Consider the following 17,040-nt stretch of genomic DNA (forward strand, 5'->3'; position numbering starts at 1 on the left):
CCGGCCGGGCGCATCGGGTGCGTCGCGGGGTTGGTCAGGTGTTTCGGAAGTCGCGTTCGGAACCCGCCCACTCGCCGGCCCACTCGCGCAGTTCCACGGCGCGGATCTTCGATCCGTTGCCACCGACAGTGGTGGGCATCCGTTCGATGACGTGGATCGCCGTGGGCACCTTGAAGGCCGCGAGGGTCTCGCGGCACCAGGCCCGAAGGGTCCCCGAGGTCGTGTCCGCGGGTGCGTCGTCGGTGGGGACGACGAAACCGATCGCCTCGGTGTAGCCGCCGTCGCCGGTGATACCGACGACCTTGGCCGTGGCCACGCCGGGATGCTCCGCCAGACGAGTCTCGATCTCGGCGGGGTCGACGAGGAAGCCGCGCAGGCGCAGGACGTCGCCCATCCGGCAGATGTAGCGGAAGCCTCCGTCGCCGAGGTCGACGGCGAGGTCGCCGCTGCGGAACCAGCCGTCGGCCGTGAACGCGCGCGCGGCGGCGTCGGGGTTCCCGAGATAAGCGTCGACGACGTTCGGGCCGCGGAACTGCAGTTCGCCCTGCTCACCGGCCGGGAGGACCCGATCGTCGTAGGGGTCGGCGACCCGCAGTTCGATCGCCGTGTCGACCGCGCGGCCGCCACCGTTCCAACGCACCGATTCCGGATCGTCGGCATTCCACAGCATCGCGAGAGCGAACACCTCCGACGAACCGAACACACCGGAGGTGTGGGTGCCGAATTCGTCGCGCAGCCATCGGGCGATCTCGTGGGAGCGGCCGAGGAAGTCGGCGATACCGACCCAGCGCAGTGCCGACAGGTCGACGCGTTCGCCATCGTGCCAGGCGTCGTAGAGACGGCCGAACAGGTCGTCGGCGCCCACCGCGTGCGTGACCCCGACCTCCCGCATCCGGCGCAGGACCGCGCCCGGATCGAAGACCGTCTCCATGAGCAGCGCTCCCCCACCGGCGAGCGCGGCCATCGCGGTACTGAAACCGAAGACGCCCGAAACGGGGAGCACGCACAGCGCCACGTCGCCCTCGACGATCTTCATGATCGCGGCATCGGCGCGTCCGTGACGGACGACCGCGTTGCCGCGGTGCGCGGCGAGTTTGGGCACACCGGTGGAACCGGACGTCGTGAACGCCACTGCGATCCGGTCCTCGGGATCGTCGTCGATTCCCGCCGGGGTGAGTGTCGCGGTGTCGGGTGTCCCGGGTGCACTCGCGCCACGCGTGTCGCCGCTGCCGGCCGTCCACGCGCCGCCGCCGAGGTCGAAGTCGGCCGGGGACGCCGACGCGTTCGCCGGTCCGGGCACCACCGCGACCACCGGGGTGGCCACGTCGGGGACGGACGCCGCGGCCTCGGTGAGCCGGCCGAACAGGTCGAGTCCGTGGAAGGCGGCCGGCACGGCCACGACGGCAGGTCGCGCAGCAGTGAGGATGTGCGCGACCTCGCGGGTGTTGTAGCGGGTGTTGACACCGATGACATGGGCGCCGAGCGCGGAGGCTGCGAACTGCCACACGAGTGCGTCGGACCAGTTCGGCAACATCACCGCGATGCACTGGCCGGCGCGCAGGCCGATTCCGTCGAGTTCACTGCGCACGGCCTCGACCCGGTCGCGGAACTCTTCGCGGCTGCGGGCCACCGCCACGTCGTCGACGATGTCGTAGGCGATCGGGGCGTCCGCATTCGCGGCGACGAGGCCGTCGAGCAGTGCGGGCAGGGTGTCGGTGCGGGTGGTGGTCACAGCGCTGCCTCCTCGGGAACAGCGACCCGGCGCAGCTCACCGATCCAGGTGTCGGCGAGCGCGGCGAAGTCGTCGATCTCCTCCATCGGATAGTGCCCGATGCCGGCCAATGCCGTGAAGCGGGCGCGTCCGGGAAGTGCGTCGTTGATGGTCTCTGCGGCCCGGGCCACGGCGTCGGGGTCGATCCACGGGTCGTCGACGCCGGCGACGAGGTGGATCGGTGCGGTCAGGCGGTCGAGGCGGTCGCGCACGTCGTGGGTTCCCCAGCCGATCAGATCGGACGACGAGATCTCCGGGTCCTCCCGCTTGTGCATGAGCGCGATCGTGTGCGCCTTCGCCTCCGGAACCGAGCGCCCCACGGATGCAAGGGTTCCCAGATAGGTGCGCTCGGAGCGCGACGGTCCGGCGACGTCCTCGAGTTCACGGCGCAGACCGGCGACGTTGACGCGGCCCGGGCCGGGTTCGGCTTCCATCGCGACGGCCCCGGACAGCGGACGGTCCGGGCGGGTCGCGAGTTCGAGGGTGAGCTTGCCCCCGATCGAACAGCCCATGACGAACGGCCGGTCGATCCCGAGCGCGTCGAGCACCTCGCACAACCAGTCGCCGTAGGTGATCAGGCTTGTGACGGGGCCCCCGGGTGCGGGTTCGGAACGTCCGTGGCCGGGCAGGTCGGGGACGATCACCCGGTAGCCGCGGTCGGCGAGATCACGGGCCACGTGGCGCCACTGCACGCCGCTCTGGCCGGCGGTGTGGATGCACAGGACGGTGGGCAGGTCGGTCGCGTCGAGCGCGTTGCCGGATCGTGCGTCGGGAGTGACGATCTCGACGAAGCCGAGCGCTCCGCCGATCTCCAGGTAGCGGGCCTCGATCATGAGCGGGCCTTTCGGGCGAGGGCACGGGCGTGCCCGATGATCGTGTTGAGCGGCTTTGTCAGGCGCAGGTACTCGTATCCGTCTCCGGTGGAGGAGAATTCGCCGCGGATGGCGCGGCGCATGAAGTCGTTCTCCTCGGACAGGACGAGATCGGCCCAGGCGTGGTCGGGTGCGACGAAGGTGAACGTCGCGCCGTGCGGGGTGCGCCGGGTGACGTCGACGATGCGCCCCTTGTAGATACGCAGGTGCAGTTCGGTCTCGCCGCTGCGCAATCCGATGGTGCCGTCCCAGGTGGACAGCGACGAAGTGAATTCCCGGTCTTCCGAGAGGCTCTCGGTGAGCAGCGCTCCCCAGGCCGGTGCGCAGAAGTCCAGTTCGGGAACCGCCGGCTGTTCGTCGTCGAAGGTCCATGTCTCGGTGCCGGATTCACGCACCGTGCCGGTCCCGTCCACGAGCCGGATGTAGCGGCGCGCGGTCCGTCCGGATACGCGGGTGATCACGGTATCCGCAGACACGACGTCCGAGACGGAGACCGGATCGTGTGCGTTCCAGTCGAATCCGGTCGGGACGCCACCGGGAACGGGCGGGACGAGCGAGGCGACGGCCAGGGCACCGAGGACGGGTGAGTTCGGCGGTGCCACCGCACCGGAGCCGGTCAGGACATCGGCCACGGTGCGGGGTTCCGAGGAGGTGCGGTCCCCGACGGTGAGCGGGCGGGTGACGGTGTGTGCGCTCATGCCTGCTCGGGCCTTCCCAGGAGTTCGTCGGAGATGATGCGCATCTGGATCTCGCTGGTGCCTTCGAAGATCTTCGTCAGACGCGCGTCGCGCCAATGGCGTTCGACCTGGAAGTCGGTGGTGTAGCCGGCGCCGCCGTGGATCTGCACGGCCTCGCTGGTGACCTGCTCGGCCATCTCGGTGGCAACGAGCTTGCACATCGACGCCTCGAGCGAGCACCGCCGGCCGGTGTCGATGTCGGTGGCGACCGAGTACATCAGCTGACGTGCAGCCTCGATGTCGGCGGCCATCTTCGCGATCTTGAACCTCAGATGCTGGAAATCACCGATGGGACGGCCGAACTGACGGCGGGTGTGCACGTACTCGATCGAATCCTCGAGTGCGGCGCGGGCGAGACCGATGGCGCGGGCGGCGGTATGGGCGCGCCCCACCTCGAGACCGGAGACGGCGAGATAGAAGCCCTTGCCCTCCTCGCCGAGCATCTTGTCGGCCGGGATGCGGAAGTTGTCGAAAGACAACTCCCAGGTGCTCCACCCGAAGTAGCCGATCTTGCGGACCTTGGTGCCCGAGATGCCCTCGGGGAAGACGCCGCGTTCCTTCTCGACGAGGAAGGCGCTGATCCCGCGGTGTGGCTTGGCCGGGTCCTTGTTCGGATCGGTGCGGGCGAAGAGCACGAGGTAATCGGCCTCGTCGGCATAGGTGCACCACATCTTGGTGCCGTTGACGACCCACTCGTCGCCGTCACGCACGGCACGGCACGAGATGTTCGCGACGTCGGATCCGGCCTCGGCCTCGGACAGGGCGTACGCGCCGAGGTATTCACCGCGGGCGACCTTGGGCAGCAGTGCCGCCTCCTGTTCGGGGGTGAAGCCGCCGCCCATGCCGTTGCCGCGGGCGAGCAGACCCGACACGCTCATCCATGCCCGCGACAGTTCCTCGGCCACGAGGCAGTACTCGAAGACGCCGAGCCCGAGGCCGCCGTGTTCCTCGGGGATCATGATCCCGAAGAAGCCGGTCTCGGCCATCTCCTTCTTGAGGGAGTCGGGGATGGTGCCCTGGACCGGGTCGAGTTCGTTGGCGACGGGCAGCACCTTCGTCATCGCGAAGTCGCGGGCGAGGTCGCGGATCGCGAGGCGTTCCTCGGTGAGATAGCGCGGGGAATCGGTGCGCGGCTGCGAGGGGCGGTGGGTCATGGGAGGTGCACTCCTTCGATGGACCGGAGTAGGTCATTAACGCTTGTTCACCCAGTACAGCACGGCACCCATGACCCGTCAACGGTTCAGCGCGAATATCCGACCAGATTGAGCGCGTATCCAGCGAAATCATCGGCGACCTCCTGCGCCGAGAGGGGGCCGCTCTCCCGGAACCAGAGGGGGATGCCGGCGCACATCGTGAGCACCGCCGTGACCCCCTGATGCACCCGCTCGATCGTGAAAATCGCCTGCGCTACACCGTCTTCCGCGATGTCGACGAAGAGTTGCTCCTGCGCGTCGCGCGAGCCCACCACGCGCTTGCGGTCGAGCGGACCGAGATAACGCAGTTCAGAATTCGCCACCAGACACGCCCGCGGATTCCGCGCGGTGTACAGAGCGTGGGCTGCGACCGCCGCGCGCCACCGTTCGGCCGGATCGTCACCGACCTTGCGCAGGGCGTTGCGGGTCGCCGTGAACTGCTCGTCGCTCGCACGGCGGAGAATTTCCACGAGCAGTTCCGACTTGTTCTCGAAGTGGTTGTAGACGTTGGCAGCGCTGCAACCTGCGGCGTTGGCGATATTGCGCATCGTCGCCCCGTGGAATCCGCACTCGTAGAACTCGTCGAGCGCGGTCTCGAGAATCCGTTCCCGAATGGACGAGGACGCACCGTTCGACCGGCTGTTCATCCCTGCACAGTAGGCACACATCGCACGGACCAGCAAGAACCCTCCCGTTGACGACGATGCGCACCGTTGTTATGGTCCACATCACATGAACGGTTGTTAATAACCACGCACAACGGAGGATCTGCTGTGTCCAGTCCCCACCCCGAGTCGTCCCTGCTCGACCGCATCACCCGCCTCGAAGACCTCGAAGCGATCCGGAAGCTCGACGCGCAGTACTGCCGCCATCTCGACGACGGCAACTGGGACGCGCTCATGGAGCTGTTCACCGACGACGGCGAGTTCGACGGCCTGTCCCACCCTCGAGGAAAGGAGGAGATGCGCACCTTCTTCGCGGGACTCGCCGACGGCGGCCTGACCTCCTTCTGGCACTTCATCACGAACCTCGAGATCGACCTCGACGGTGACCGTGCCACGGTGCGCTCGTTCCTGTGGCAGCCGTGCGTCACCGACGGTGCACCCGCGATCGCCGCCGGTCGCTACAACGACCAGGTCGTCAAGATCGACGGCCGTTGGCTCTACAAGGTCAAGCAAGTGCGCTTCCACTTCTTCGGCCCGCTCGAGGCCGGCTGGGACGAGAACCTCTTCGCGCTCGACAGCGCCCGCGGTGCGGCGGTACGGGCATGACCGACACCGCGCACGGCACCGTTCCTGCATCCTCGACGGACGAATTCGTCTGGACGCGGATGCTCCACCTTCCCGAGATCGCGGAACTGCGTCGCCGACGTGCCCGGGTGACCAACACGCTCGGCGGCGTCACCGTCGTGCTGTTCACGTCCTTCCTCGTCGCCTTCATCGGGTTCCCCGACCGATTGGGAACCACCGTCGTCCTCGGCATCCCGCTGTCGCTGTGGGTGGTGTTCTCCCAGTTCGTCGGAACCTGGGTGCTGGTCTGGGCGTACTTCCGCCTCTCCCGCACCTACATCGGCCCCGCCGTCGACGACGCCGTCGCAGCCGTCGAACGGAACCGTCCCGCATCCGAGGAGGTCGCATCATGACCGGTGACGCCGATTATCTCGCCATCGCGATCTGCAGCGCCGTCATCTCACTGACCCTGTGGGTGACCTTCGCTGCCTCCCGCCGCGCGAAGAGCGCCGACGGATTCTTCGCCGCGGGCCGCTCGATCTCGAGCTGGCAGAACGGATTCGCCATCGCAGGTGAATTCATCTCCGCCGGCAGCTTCCTCGGCACCACCGGCCTGATCTTCTCCAAGGGTGTCGACGGCACCGTCATCCTGTTCACGTCCGTCATCTCGTTCCTGCCGGTGCTGTTCCTCCTCGCGGAGAAGATGCGCAATCTCGGCAAGTACACCCTCGCCGACGTTCTCGTCTTCCGAACCGACTCGCGGAACGTGCGGGTCGCGGTCGCGCTGAGCACGATCGCCACCGGCACCTTCGTGCTGCTCGCCCAGCTCGTCGCCGCGGGTGTGCTCCTCGAATCCGTCTCGGGCATCCCGTTCTGGCTGTCGGTGGTGGTCGCCGGATCACTCATGGGCATCTACGTCTTCGTGGGCGGCATGCTCGCCACCACCTGGGTGCAGGTCATCAAGTCGACGATCCTGTCGGTGCTCGCGATCATCGTGTGCTTCGGCATCCTGGCGCAGTTCGGGTTCGCATTCCCGAAGGTCCTCGACGCCGCGACCGACAACGCCGTCGCGGGCGACGCGATCCTGTCGCCCGGGTTGATCTTCGGCCAGACCAGCGCGATCAACCTCGTCTCCTACGCGCTCGCGTTCGCCCTGGGCACTGCCGGGATGGCACACATCCTCATCCGGTTCTTCACCGTCCCCGAGGCCACGACGGCCCGTCGCTCGCTCGGCTGGACCGTCGCGCTGTGCAGCCTGTTCTACCTGATCGTCATCGTGATGGGCTTCGGCGCCGCGGCCGTGCTCGGACCGAACGGCACCGACCTCGTCGGGCCCGGTGGCAACCTCGCGGCACCCGTGCTCGTCACCGAACTCGGTGGCGGCGCCGGCACGGTCGGTGGTTCCATCGCGCTCGCACTCGTCGCCGCGGTCGCCTTCGCGTCCATCGTCGCAGTGGTCGCCGGTGTCGTGATCTCCGCTGCCGGTACCTTCGCCCGCGATGTGTGGCCGGCGGTCACGCGGAAGGAACCGATCGAGAATCTCGACGCGGACGAGCAGGCTCGGGAGGACCAGGCCCAGGCCCGCATCGCGCGGTACGGAGCCGTATCCTTCAGCGTCCTCGCCATCGGTCTGGCCATGCTCATCGGTGACGACACGAACATCACCTTCTTCATGGGCATGGCGTTCATGGTGGCCGGCAGCGCGCATCTGCCCGCCCTCGTGCTGAGCCTGAACTGGCGACGGTTCAATGCCACAGGCGCGGTCTGGGGTGTGCTCACCGGTCTCGTCTCGACCGTCGTGAGCCTGATGTTCACCGAGGCCCTGTGGATGGGCAGCGGGCCCGCTCCCCTGACCATCCAGCTCCCGGTGATCGTCACCATGCCGCTCGGTATCGCGGCGTGTGTGATCGGGTCGATCGTCGGCGAGAAGCGTCGGGGACGAGGCCGCCTCGAGGACGAGAAGTTCGCGGAGATGCTCGTGCGTGCCGAGACCGGCATCGGCGCGGAGGTCGCCGCCACGCACTGATCCGTCAGCGATATTTCGGGTTCGCGACCTTCAGCCGGTTCGCGGCCAACCCCCTGATCACCTCGGCGACCTGCGGGTCGTCGAGGTGATCTCGTCCTGCACGCACACCGAGGGCGAGTTCGGCTTCGGAGCGGTAGCCGAGCCCGGCGAGTCGCACCCGGTAGGTTTCCCGCACCCCAGGGGCGAGGGTGGCCTCCCGCGCGGCGATGCCGAGGACGTGCGCCGCCACCCGGCTGCGGTAACGGGTCTTCGCGTCGGCGCCCGCCCCGACTTCCAGGACGAACTCGCGGACCGCCTCGAGCAACTCCTCGACGGGCGGCGCCCCGAGGAAGGGTGGAGTGGCGGGAGGAGTCTCCGTCTCCTCGTGGGGAGCGACGCCGAGCAGGTCCAGCAGGTCGTGTTCGCACTCGGCGACGCGCCGTCCGATGGCGAGCAGTTCGAGGGTGTTGTCTCCTCCCGTCGCCGCTGCGGCGGCCTGCATCCGGCAGATCACCGCCCACCGCAGCGAGCCGTAGACCTCCCACCAGTGGACGACCTCGGGGTCGGGACTCTCCCCCGATTCGTCGGCGTACCCGCGGAACAGGTCGTCGCGGGAGCCGAACCCGCCGACCGGGTGCGGCGAGCCGAAACGCCACGTCCGGGTGCACAGCCACCCGAGGTCCTCCATCGGGTCCCCGACGTGCGCCAGTTCCCAGTCGAGCACCCCACGCACGCCCTCTGCGTCGACGAGGAGGTTCCCGTTGCGGAAGTCGCCGTGTACGAACGCTTTCCCGGTCGCCGGTGGACGGTTGCGGGTGAGCCACGCGAACGCGGCCTCGAGCGCCGGCACGGGGTCGCCGTTGGTGAGGTACTCGTCGAACAGGGAGGTCAGCGGGTCGTGTTCCGGCAGGTTCGGTACGGCCTCGATGTCCATGCGGTGGATCCGGGCGAGGATGCGTCCGAGTTCGTAGGGCAGTGCGGCGCGGGCCTCGGCCAGATTCTCGTCGCGCAACAACTTCTGTGGGAGTGCTTCGCCGGGCACCTTCGACATCACGAGGTAGGCGCCGATCCCGGGGTGCGGTTCGTCGCCGCTGCGGTCGATCACGTCGGGCACGGGCACGCCGACGCGGGCGGCCTCGTCGAAGGACGCCGCTTCCATGGCGATCCTGCGCGCGTCCTCGCGTCCCGGCGGGTCGCGGCGCAGGATCAACTCCCGGGTGTCGCCGGTGGCCGACGCCGCGGTGATCGCCCACGTCTCGCGGCTCGCACCACCGGTGAGACGTTCGATGCGCCGCAGCGTCCAACTTCCGTCGAGTACCGACGAAAGACGCTTCGTCAGTTCGTTTTTCAATTCACCGCTGACGCCACCCACCGCGACCTCCCTGTTCGGTTTCCTGCGGTGGATACTCCCACGGTGATCGGCGGTGTGCGAGCACTTCCACCGCGACGTCGCGAAGTGTCAGGCCGCGAACCCCACCGCCCCGATGACCGGGATGATCGTCATGAAGACGATAGCGATGACGAAGAGCGTGATGGTGATCTTCTTGTCCCAGCGCGATCGCGTGCCCGTCGCGGCGAGCATGAAGAAGACGAACCCCACGCAGATCGATCCGATACCGATGACGACGGGTGTTTCCAACATGCCTTCCATCATCACCCATGCCGGTTCCGTCGTTCCGCCGGTCTACCGCCGATGACCGGGCTCCGGCCGGAAGGCACCGTGGAAGGTCATCGGCACGTGGTGCTGCAGGTTCACCGCCGCGACCGGCCCGTCGCCCGGTCGATCGGCGCGCAGGACGACGAGTCTGCTGGTCCTGCGCGCGGGCCGGTGCTCGAGTGTCAGCAACCAGCCGTCGCCCTCGGCGTCGCCGCCCGGCGCGAAGAGCGGTTCGCAGACGGTGTCGCCGGCGGCGGCCGTGTATCGGCTCACGGCTCCGGCGCGATGATCGATCGTGGTGACCGAGTCGGGATCGCCTCCCGGGACCGATGCCGACGCCGTGTAGCTGTAGCGATGCTCGGTGGTAGCGAACCGCTGGTCGAGCTGGGGGAACTCACATCCGTGATCGTCGAGTTCGATGGTGGTGACGTGGCGGGTCCGCCGGTCGACGGACAGCCGGGTGAGGGTGCCCCCGAAGGCCGGCCCGGCGGACTCGCGATAGTTGCGCAGGTGCCTGTTCCACCCTCCCCAGCCATCGGCGGGATCGTGTGCGACGAGTTCGACGACAGTGCGGTCCCCGTCTTCATGGGCATTGGTGACGTGGAAATGGAACAGCGCATCGTGTTCGACGGTGGTCGGCCTGCCGCCGTCGCGCGGGACCAGGACGATGGTGGTGCCGAGTTCCGGTCGATAGGACAACGCATCGTCGAAGGGACGCAGACCCAGGGCGACCGGGATCGGATTCCGGACCACCAACGGCCCGAGCACGAACACCAGGTGCCGTTCGGTCAACGCGAAGTCGTGGACGAATCCGAGTTTCGGGATCGGGACGGTCGCGAGTCCGTGGAGGCGACGGCCGCGATCGAGTCGATAGCAGCGGATCATCGGTCGCGGGAAGAAGTCGAGCCCGAAGTTGAACACCTCGCCCGTCGCGGGGACGGTCTTCGGATGCGCAGAGAACGCTCCGAGCCGTTTCAACGCGCCACCGAAGGATTCGGGTCCGTAGGTCTGCAGGGTCTCGGCGTCGAGCCGGTGCGGTCGTCCCCCTTCCCAGAGGGCGTAGAGCACGTCGTCGTGCAACAACACACTCGTGTTCGCGAGATTCTCAGGGAACCTCAGCGCGTTGGCGAGCGACCCGCCGATCCTCTGTGTACTGAATCCTTTTGCCGGACGACGTGTCTCGTTCGTCCTCGCGAAGCTCTTCGTCCGCACGTACCGATTCCGGTAGTGGACCCCCTCCGGCCCGATGTCGATGCGGGAGACCATGCCGTCACCGTCGAAGATATGACTCAGGGGATGACCGTCGACGTCGAGACGGCCGGGCCCGATCCGGTAGAGCGCGCCCCGCAGGCCCTCGGGGATCGCGCCCTCGACGTCGTCCAGGTCGTAGTCGAACTCCCGGTGCTGGGAGTCCCACGGTGACGCCCCGAGTTCCTGCGCTTGTTGTTCCGACGCCCCCGTTGCAACGGTCATATACCGACGGTCGCACAGATGAGACACATTGGGAAGAACTGTCTCATTACCGTCCGCGACATCGGCGGATCAGCGATTGAGCTGTGTGATCCGCCCGGTCAGCAGCGTGGCGAACGCCGTCCACGCCGAGTACGGAGCCAGCGCAGCCCCCGCAGTCGGATTCGCCTCGGCCGTCCGGCGCGTCAGATCCGCGGTACTCGCGGCGAGCAGTGCGGCCACCACGGTGGCCGGCATCAACCGATGCCACTTGAAGAACACCCACGACCACGACGCGTTGAGCACGAGATTCGTGGCCAGAGCCGCGATGTAGTTGCGACGACCCACATAGTCGTCGGCATCGGTGTACTCGTCGATCGCGACGGCCGAGGTGACAGCGATATCGGCATACAGCGCCGTCCAGACGATCGGGAACGCCGCGGCCGGAGGCTGGAAACCGGGCTTGCGCAACTTGCGGTACCACCGGGAGTTCGTGTCCTGGGAGGCGATCGACCCGACGATCGCGGTGGTCGTGGTGGCAGCGGCGGTCGCGAGGACGGTACTGAGTCTCATGTCTGTCGGCTCCTGTAGAAGACGGTTGATCGTCGGCTACCCGAGCCGAAGGCGCACGAAACGGACACCTCGGTAGGGTGGCGGGCCGGGAGGTCGACATGAGTGGATTGCAGCAGGTCGGCGACGGGGTCTGGGCGTTCGTGCGCACACCCGGCGGCTGGGGTGAAGCCAATACCGGGTTGGTCGTCGCGCCGGGAACGGCGTCGTTGGTCGTCGACACCGCATGGGACGTCGCATGGGCTCAGCGCATCGCCGAGGCGCAGGCACCGCTGGTCGCGGATGCTCCGATCACCGACGCGGTGAACACCCACAGCGACGGCGACCACTGGTGGGGCAACGACACGCTGCCGCCCGACGCGCGGATCACCACCAGCGCCGCCGCACTGGACGGGATGCGCGAGGATCTTCCACCGCGCGCCCTCACCGTGCTGGCCGCCACGGGCTCCCTGATCCGGCGCGTCCCCGGTCCCATCGGTGCGGCCGGTGCCTATATGGCGCGGGTGCGCGGCGGTGCCCGATTCCCGCGCCGCACCCCGCGGATGCCCGACACGACCTTCGCGACCGCCACCTCCCTGGACATCGGCGGTCGCACGATCGAACTCGAGCAACTCGGACCGTGCCACACGGCCGGCGACCTCGTCGTCCGCGTGGCCGACGCCGGGGTCGTCTTCACCGGCGACCTGCTGTTCATCGGGTCGACACCGATCCTGTGGCACGGCCCGCTCGACAACTGGCTGTCGGCGCTCGATCGGCTGCTCGACTGGGACGCCGTGGTGTACGTACCCGGCCACGGACCGACCTGCGGCGCGACGGAGATCCGAGCACTGCACGACTACTGGCTGTGGCTGGGCGACGCCGCCCGCGACCATCACCGGGCCGGACTCACCCCGCTCGAGACAGCACGGAAACTCGTGCGCACGAGAGACTTCGATGCGTGGCGCCAGTGGGAGTCGCCGGAACGCATCGCGCTGAGCCTGAGCACGCTGTTCGACCAGTGGAACGGCAACCCACCGGCACCACCCACCGTCACACGTCGCGCCGCAGCCTTCATCACGGCCGAAACACTGCTGCGTGAAGGAGCATTCGAGACGTCCTGACCGTCGATCAGGACAGGTGCTTCGGCTCCGGGGTCGTCTTGTGCGACCAGTCCGACCCCACGGGCGCGGTTCCGAGCGCGTCCGGGCACTCGTCGCGTCCAGCGGGTGCCAGGGAGATCACGATCGACTTGTAGGTGGGGCAGTTGCTCTTCAGCGCAGTCGAATCGAGCGGGACGAGAGGGTTGGTCTCCGGGTAGTAGGCGGCAGCGCTGCCCCGTGGCAGGTCGTATTCGACGATCCGGAACCTCTTGGCGCAACGGTCACGGTCGTCGCCGTCCCATCGTGTGAACAGGTCGACGAAGTCTCCGTCGTCGAAACCCAGTGCGGCGATGTCGTCCCGGTGCATGAACACCACACGGCGGCCGCCCGCGATCCCGCGATAGCGGTCGCTGAGGCCGTAGATGGTGGTGTTGAACTGGTCGTGGCTGCGCATCGTCTGCAGCAGAAGATGACCCGGCGGTACCTGAACCACCTCCACCGGCGAAACCGCGAATTCCGCCTTGCCCGAATCGGTATCGAAGGACCTGGTATCTCGGGGAGGGTGCGGCAGGATGAATCCTCCCGGACGCCGGACGTTGACCTCGTAGCCTTCACAACCCGGGACGACGCGGGAGATGCGCGATCGGATGTTCGCGTAGTCGTCGCGCATCGCCTTCCAGTCGATCCCGTAGCGGTCACCGATCGTGGCCTCGGCGATGCCCGTGATGATCGCGACCTCCGAACGCACCTGTTCGCTGGGCGGTTTCAACGGCCCTCGGGAGGCGTGGACCGCGCACGTCGTGTCCTCGACCGACACGAACTGCGGTCCGGATGCCTGGACGTCCTTGTCGGTGCGCCCGAGCGTCGGAAGAATCAATGCCGTTCTACCGCAGACCAGATGGGAACGGTTGGGTTTCGTCGAGATGTGCACCGTCATGTCGATTCCGGCTATCGCCTCGGCGGTGACGCCTGTGTCCGGCGCCGCCTGCACGAAGTTGCCACCGAGGCCGAGGAAGAACCGCACCTTGCCGTCGCGCATCGCCTTGATCGAATCGACGGTGTCGTAACCGTTCTCGCGAGGCGGATCGAAACCGAACTCCTCCTCGATCGCGTCGAGGAAGCTCTGCGGCGCGCGTTCCCAGATCCCCATCGTGCGGTCGCCCTGGACGTTCGAATGTCCGCGCACAGGCATGAGCCCGGCACCGCGCTTGCCGATGTTACCCTGCGCGAACGCGAGATTGCAGATCTCCTTGATGGTCGCGACGGCGTTGCGGTGCTGGGTGATACCCATGGCCCAGCAGAAGACCGTTGCCTGCGAGCGTCGCAGCATCTGAGCGGCTTCGGTGATCTGCTGTCGCGACAGGCCGGTCGCGGCGACCACCTCGTCCCAGTCGATGTCCCGGACATGTTCGACCCATTCTTCGAATCCCTGGGTGTACTGCTGCACGAAGTCGTGGTCGAGCGCGTCCCATTCGACGAGCAGCGACCCGAACGCCTGCAGCAGCGCGAGGTCCCCGTTGACCTTGATCGACAGATGCAGGTCGGACAGATCCGTTCCCCGCCCGAGCACGCCGCGCGGCGTCTGCGGGTTACGGAAGTTGACCAGGCCCGCCTCGCGCAGCGGGTTGATCGTCAGGATCTTCGCGCCGTTCTGCTTGGCCTCTTCCAGTGCGGTGAGCATGCGCGGATGGTTGGTGCCGGGGTTCTGTCCCTGCAGAATGATCAGCTCGGCGTTGTGCACGTCGTCGAGCGTCACGCTGGCCTTGCCGATGCCGATCGATTCCTGCAGCGCGATGCTCGTGGACTCGTGGCACATGTTGGAGCAATCGGGCAGGTTGTTGGTCCCGAACGCCCGCGCGAACAGCTGGTACACGAAAGCGGCCTCGTTCGACGCACGCCCGGAGGTGTAGAAGGTGGCCTGATCGGGACTGTCCAGCGACTTCAGCTGCTCGCCGATGAGGGAGAAGGCCTCCTCCCATTCGATCGGGGTGTAGTGCGTGGCACCGGGCCTCTTGACCATCGGATGCGTGATGCGGCCCTGCTTGCCGAGCCACAGTTCACTGTGGGCAGCGAGCTCGGCGATGCTGTACCTGGCGAAGAACTCGGGGTCGGCGCGTCGCTTGGTGCCCTCCTCGGCGACGGCCTTGGCACCGTTCTCGCAGAACTCGGCGATCTTGCGATGCCCGGGGTCCGGGTCGGGCCACGCACAGCTCGGGCAGTCGAACCCTTCGGTCTGGTTCAGCTCGAGCAGCGTCTCGGCCGAACGCACCAGTCCCATCTGTTCGAGGGATCGCTTCATCGCCACGGCAACGCCGGTGACGCCGGCGGCAGCCTTCTTGCGGTCTCCGACCTCGAGGTGGGCCTCGTCGTAGTCGGACTGCAGGTCGCTCTTCTGCATTCGCTCACCTCTCACCGAGCACAGTTCTGCGCGGCGGGTACCCGTGATGTCCACTCGGCCAAACCCGGATCGGTTCCCGCTCCGAGACCGCTGATCGGACGTACCCTCGGAGAATGGGATGGTCGAAAACGCTCGGTATCCCGGCCGCTGCGGCGGCCGCCGTCGGTGCCTACGATCTTGTGCAGAAACGACATTCGCTGCTGCGGAACTTCCCAATTCTCGGGCATGCGCGTTACGTCCTGGAGTCGTTGGGCCCCGAACTGCGGCAGTACATCACGACGAACAACGACGAGGAACGTCCGTTCAATCGCGACCAGCGCAGGTGGATCTACGCGTCGTCGAAGAACGTCACAAACACCTTCGGTTTCGGCAGCGACAACGACATCGAGTACACCGACGGGTACACGATCATCAAGCACCGCACCTTCTCGGACCTGCCGCCGTCGGCCGCTCCTCACGGTGGTGAGAAGGTCTCCATTCCGTCCGCGAAGGTCCTCGGCGCCGCGCGCGGGCGTGCCCGTGCCTTCCGTCCCGGATCGTTCGTCAACATCTCCGCGATGAGCTTCGGCTCGCTGTCCGGTGCCGCCGTGGAGGCACTCAACCGAGGTGCCGGCGCGGCCGGGTGCCTGCAGAACACCGGCGAAGGTGGTTTGACGAACTACCACCGCAACGGCGGAGAGTTGATCTTCCAGATCGGCACCGGCTACTTCGGGTGCCGCGACGAGGACGGCCACTTCGACCTCGCACGGCTGAAGCGGGTCGTCGAATCGGCACCCATCCGTGCTCTGGAGATCAAACTCAGCCAGGGCGCCAAGCCCGGACTGGGCGGACTACTCCCCGGAGCCAAGGTCACGCCGGAGATCGCCGAGGTCCGCGGAATCCCCGTCGGCAAGGATTGTGTGAGCCCGTCCCGGCACACGGAGTTCCACGACATCGACAGTCTGCTCGACTGGGTCGAACTGCTCGCCGCCGAGACGGGCCTTCCCGTCGGGATCAAGTCCGCCGTCGGCGACACGACCTTCTGGGACGAACTCACTCGGCGGATGAGCGAGACCGATCGCGGCGTCGACTTCGTCACCATCGACGGCGGCGAAGGCGGAACCGGCGCAGCACCATTGGTGTTCGCCGACGCGGTCTCCCTACCGTTCCGCAGCGGCTTCGCGCGGGTCTACGCGACGTTCGCCGAAGCCGGTCTGACCGACGACGTCACCTTCATCGGCGCCGGCAAACTCGGTCTACCCGACAACGCGGTGGTCGCGATGGCACTCGGCTGCGACATGGTCAACGTCGCACGCGAACCGATGTTCTCGATCGGATGCATCCAGGCACAGAAATGCCACACCGACCGCTGCCCCACCGGCGTCGCCACACAGAACCGCTGGCTCACCCGAGGACTCGACGTCCCGTCCAAGGCCGACCGCGTCGCCGACTACATCGGAGCCCTACGGCGCGATGTGTTCAAGATCGCGCAAGCGACCGGGGTCGTGCATCCGGGCCTGATCACCGTCGACGACATCGAGATCGCCGACGGCAACCGGCACGCGGTCACCCTACGCGAGATGTACGGCTATCGAGACGGATGGGGACTGCCGTCGCAGGCGGACCGGGAGGAGATCACGCGGCTGATGACCGCGGAAGCGGTGACGACGCCGGGTGGGACGGAGGCGTCGACGGCGACATCGTAATCACTTGTGGATCAAGCGATCGAAAGCACCCCGACGGATAAGATCTCGTTATATCAACTAGCAACTTCAAGCACGCGTATATCGACTTCTCAACAACCAATATGATGGACAATCGCGGTTATCCATGATTATCGCAATGGCGGAACTGCGCGAAGATGACCGTGTTCATCAGCGCCATCCTGTGACTTGAAGGACTCCACGTCGAGAGGCCGTCAAGCCCGCTGGGCACGTGCGAGTTGCTACCCCGCAGGAATCCTCTGGGGTCGGAGAACCCGGGTTCTGGACCACTGTGCGTGATGGTGTGACACTGCGACCCAGTGTAGGGATCCCGGCAATTCCGCCTGGCAGACTTCGACCATGGACCGGAACCGAGGCACCGGAATTCTGCACCCAAC

Annotated in this window: 15 protein-coding genes; 5 read left to right on the forward strand and 10 right to left on the reverse strand. The window is 67.1% G+C overall.

The features are described 5' to 3' along the window. Positions 1-34 precede the first annotated feature (34 nt). The 5 genes from C6Y44_RS23730 to C6Y44_RS23750 form a co-directional block, all read right to left on the reverse strand. Positions 35-1,732, reverse strand: coding sequence for an AMP-binding protein (locus C6Y44_RS23730; RefSeq protein ID WP_159417248.1), 1,698 nt, complete (start codon positions 1,730-1,732; stop codon positions 35-37). Next, a complete protein-coding gene (locus tag C6Y44_RS23735; protein ID WP_159417247.1) occupies positions 1,729-2,604 on the reverse strand; it encodes an alpha/beta fold hydrolase in 876 nt (291 codons plus the stop codon). Before C6Y44_RS23735 ends, C6Y44_RS23730 begins: the two co-directional genes overlap by 4 nt. Further along, positions 2,601-3,341 (reverse strand): hotdog fold domain-containing protein, encoded by a 741-nt coding sequence (locus C6Y44_RS23740; protein ID WP_159417246.1) that lies wholly within the window; start codon positions 3,339-3,341, stop codon positions 2,601-2,603. Before C6Y44_RS23740 ends, C6Y44_RS23735 begins: the two co-directional genes overlap by 4 nt. After that, the gene (locus tag C6Y44_RS23745; protein ID WP_016692589.1) at positions 3,338-4,534 is read right to left on the reverse strand and encodes an acyl-CoA dehydrogenase family protein; all 1,197 of its coding nucleotides are present in this window, start codon (positions 4,532-4,534) and stop codon (positions 3,338-3,340) included. Before C6Y44_RS23745 ends, C6Y44_RS23740 begins: the two co-directional genes overlap by 4 nt. A gap of 86 nt (positions 4,535-4,620) precedes the next feature. After that, positions 4,621-5,220 (reverse strand): TetR family transcriptional regulator, encoded by a 600-nt coding sequence (locus C6Y44_RS23750; RefSeq protein ID WP_159417245.1) that lies wholly within the window; start codon positions 5,218-5,220, stop codon positions 4,621-4,623. Between the two features lie 126 nt (positions 5,221-5,346). On the opposite strand from C6Y44_RS23750, the gene C6Y44_RS23755 reads away from it, so the two are divergent. The 3 genes from C6Y44_RS23755 to C6Y44_RS23765 are packed head-to-tail and all read left to right on the forward strand — an operon-like array spanning position 5,347 to position 7,828. Next, positions 5,347-5,844, forward strand: a complete 498-nt coding sequence (locus tag C6Y44_RS23755; protein WP_159417244.1) for a nuclear transport factor 2 family protein — start codon at positions 5,347-5,349, stop codon at positions 5,842-5,844. After that, positions 5,841-6,215 carry a DUF485 domain-containing protein gene (locus tag C6Y44_RS23760; RefSeq protein ID WP_016692585.1) on the forward strand — a complete coding sequence of 125 codons (375 nt, stop codon included), beginning with the start codon at positions 5,841-5,843 and terminating at the stop codon, positions 6,213-6,215. Before C6Y44_RS23755 ends, C6Y44_RS23760 begins: the two co-directional genes overlap by 4 nt. Next, positions 6,212-7,828, forward strand: a complete 1,617-nt coding sequence (locus C6Y44_RS23765; protein WP_016692584.1) for a solute symporter family protein — start codon at positions 6,212-6,214, stop codon at positions 7,826-7,828. The genes C6Y44_RS23760 and C6Y44_RS23765 overlap by 4 nt, the downstream gene beginning before the upstream one ends. Positions 7,829-7,832: 4 nt before the next feature. On the opposite strand, the gene C6Y44_RS23770 is transcribed toward C6Y44_RS23765, so the two are convergent. From C6Y44_RS23770 to C6Y44_RS23785, 4 genes are all read right to left on the reverse strand, one after another. Then, the gene (locus C6Y44_RS23770; protein WP_159417243.1) at positions 7,833-9,179 is read right to left on the reverse strand and encodes a phosphotransferase family protein; all 1,347 of its coding nucleotides are present in this window, start codon (positions 9,177-9,179) and stop codon (positions 7,833-7,835) included. Between the two features lie 87 nt (positions 9,180-9,266). Next, positions 9,267-9,449, reverse strand: a complete 183-nt coding sequence (locus tag C6Y44_RS23775; protein WP_120280779.1) for a hypothetical protein — start codon at positions 9,447-9,449, stop codon at positions 9,267-9,269. Positions 9,450-9,491: 42 nt separating this feature from the next. Continuing rightward, positions 9,492-10,937 (reverse strand): carotenoid oxygenase family protein, encoded by a 1,446-nt coding sequence (locus C6Y44_RS23780; RefSeq protein ID WP_159417242.1) that lies wholly within the window; start codon positions 10,935-10,937, stop codon positions 9,492-9,494. Positions 10,938-11,006: 69 nt separating this feature from the next. After that, positions 11,007-11,486, reverse strand: coding sequence for a TspO/MBR family protein (locus tag C6Y44_RS23785; protein ID WP_120280781.1), 480 nt, complete (start codon positions 11,484-11,486; stop codon positions 11,007-11,009). A gap of 98 nt (positions 11,487-11,584) precedes the next feature. On the opposite strand from C6Y44_RS23785, the gene C6Y44_RS23790 reads away from it, so the two are divergent. Continuing rightward, complete coding sequence (locus tag C6Y44_RS23790) at positions 11,585-12,583, forward strand: MBL fold metallo-hydrolase (RefSeq protein WP_174246968.1); 999 nt, start codon at positions 11,585-11,587, stop codon at positions 12,581-12,583. A gap of 7 nt (positions 12,584-12,590) precedes the next feature. Here C6Y44_RS23790 and C6Y44_RS23795 read toward each other — a convergent pair whose 3' ends face one another. Next, positions 12,591-14,960 carry an FdhF/YdeP family oxidoreductase gene (locus C6Y44_RS23795; protein ID WP_159417240.1) on the reverse strand — a complete coding sequence of 790 codons (2,370 nt, stop codon included), beginning with the start codon at positions 14,958-14,960 and terminating at the stop codon, positions 12,591-12,593. Positions 14,961-15,073: 113 nt separating this feature from the next. Here C6Y44_RS23795 and C6Y44_RS23800 point away from each other — a divergent pair, with 113 nt between their 5' ends. Then, positions 15,074-16,645 (forward strand): FMN-binding glutamate synthase family protein, encoded by a 1,572-nt coding sequence (locus tag C6Y44_RS23800; protein ID WP_159417239.1) that lies wholly within the window; start codon positions 15,074-15,076, stop codon positions 16,643-16,645. The last annotated feature ends 395 nt before the right edge of the window (positions 16,646-17,040 follow it).

Source organism: Rhodococcus rhodochrous, from assembly GCF_014854695.1.
Classification (GTDB): Bacteria; Actinomycetota; Actinomycetes; order Mycobacteriales; family Mycobacteriaceae; genus Rhodococcus.

Bases quoted from the DNA above. Each gene is read 5' to 3' on its own strand.
- C6Y44_RS23735 (WP_159417247.1), bottom strand. From the start codon at position 2,604: ATGATCGAGGCCCGCTACCTGGAGATCGGCGGAGCGCTCGGCTTCGTC.
- C6Y44_RS23740 (WP_159417246.1), bottom strand. From the start codon at position 3,341: ATGAGCGCACACACCGTCACCCGCCCGCTCACCGTCGGGGACCGCACC.
- C6Y44_RS23745 (WP_016692589.1), bottom strand. From the start codon at position 4,534: ATGACCCACCGCCCCTCGCAGCCGCGCACCGATTCCCCGCGCTATCTC.
- C6Y44_RS23750 (WP_159417245.1), bottom strand. From the start codon at position 5,220: ATGAACAGCCGGTCGAACGGTGCGTCCTCGTCCATTCGGGAACGGATT.
- C6Y44_RS23760 (WP_016692585.1), top strand. From the start codon at position 5,841: ATGACCGACACCGCGCACGGCACCGTTCCTGCATCCTCGACGGACGAA.
- C6Y44_RS23765 (WP_016692584.1), top strand. From the start codon at position 6,212: ATGACCGGTGACGCCGATTATCTCGCCATCGCGATCTGCAGCGCCGTC.
- C6Y44_RS23775 (WP_120280779.1), bottom strand. From the start codon at position 9,449: ATGTTGGAAACACCCGTCGTCATCGGTATCGGATCGATCTGCGTGGGG.
- C6Y44_RS23780 (WP_159417242.1), bottom strand. From the start codon at position 10,937: ATGACCGTTGCAACGGGGGCGTCGGAACAACAAGCGCAGGAACTCGGG.
- C6Y44_RS23785 (WP_120280781.1), bottom strand. From the start codon at position 11,486: ATGAGACTCAGTACCGTCCTCGCGACCGCCGCTGCCACCACGACCACC.
- C6Y44_RS23790 (WP_174246968.1), top strand. From the start codon at position 11,585: ATGAGTGGATTGCAGCAGGTCGGCGACGGGGTCTGGGCGTTCGTGCGC.
- C6Y44_RS23795 (WP_159417240.1), bottom strand. From the start codon at position 14,960: ATGCAGAAGAGCGACCTGCAGTCCGACTACGACGAGGCCCACCTCGAG.
- C6Y44_RS23800 (WP_159417239.1), top strand. From the start codon at position 15,074: ATGGGATGGTCGAAAACGCTCGGTATCCCGGCCGCTGCGGCGGCCGCC.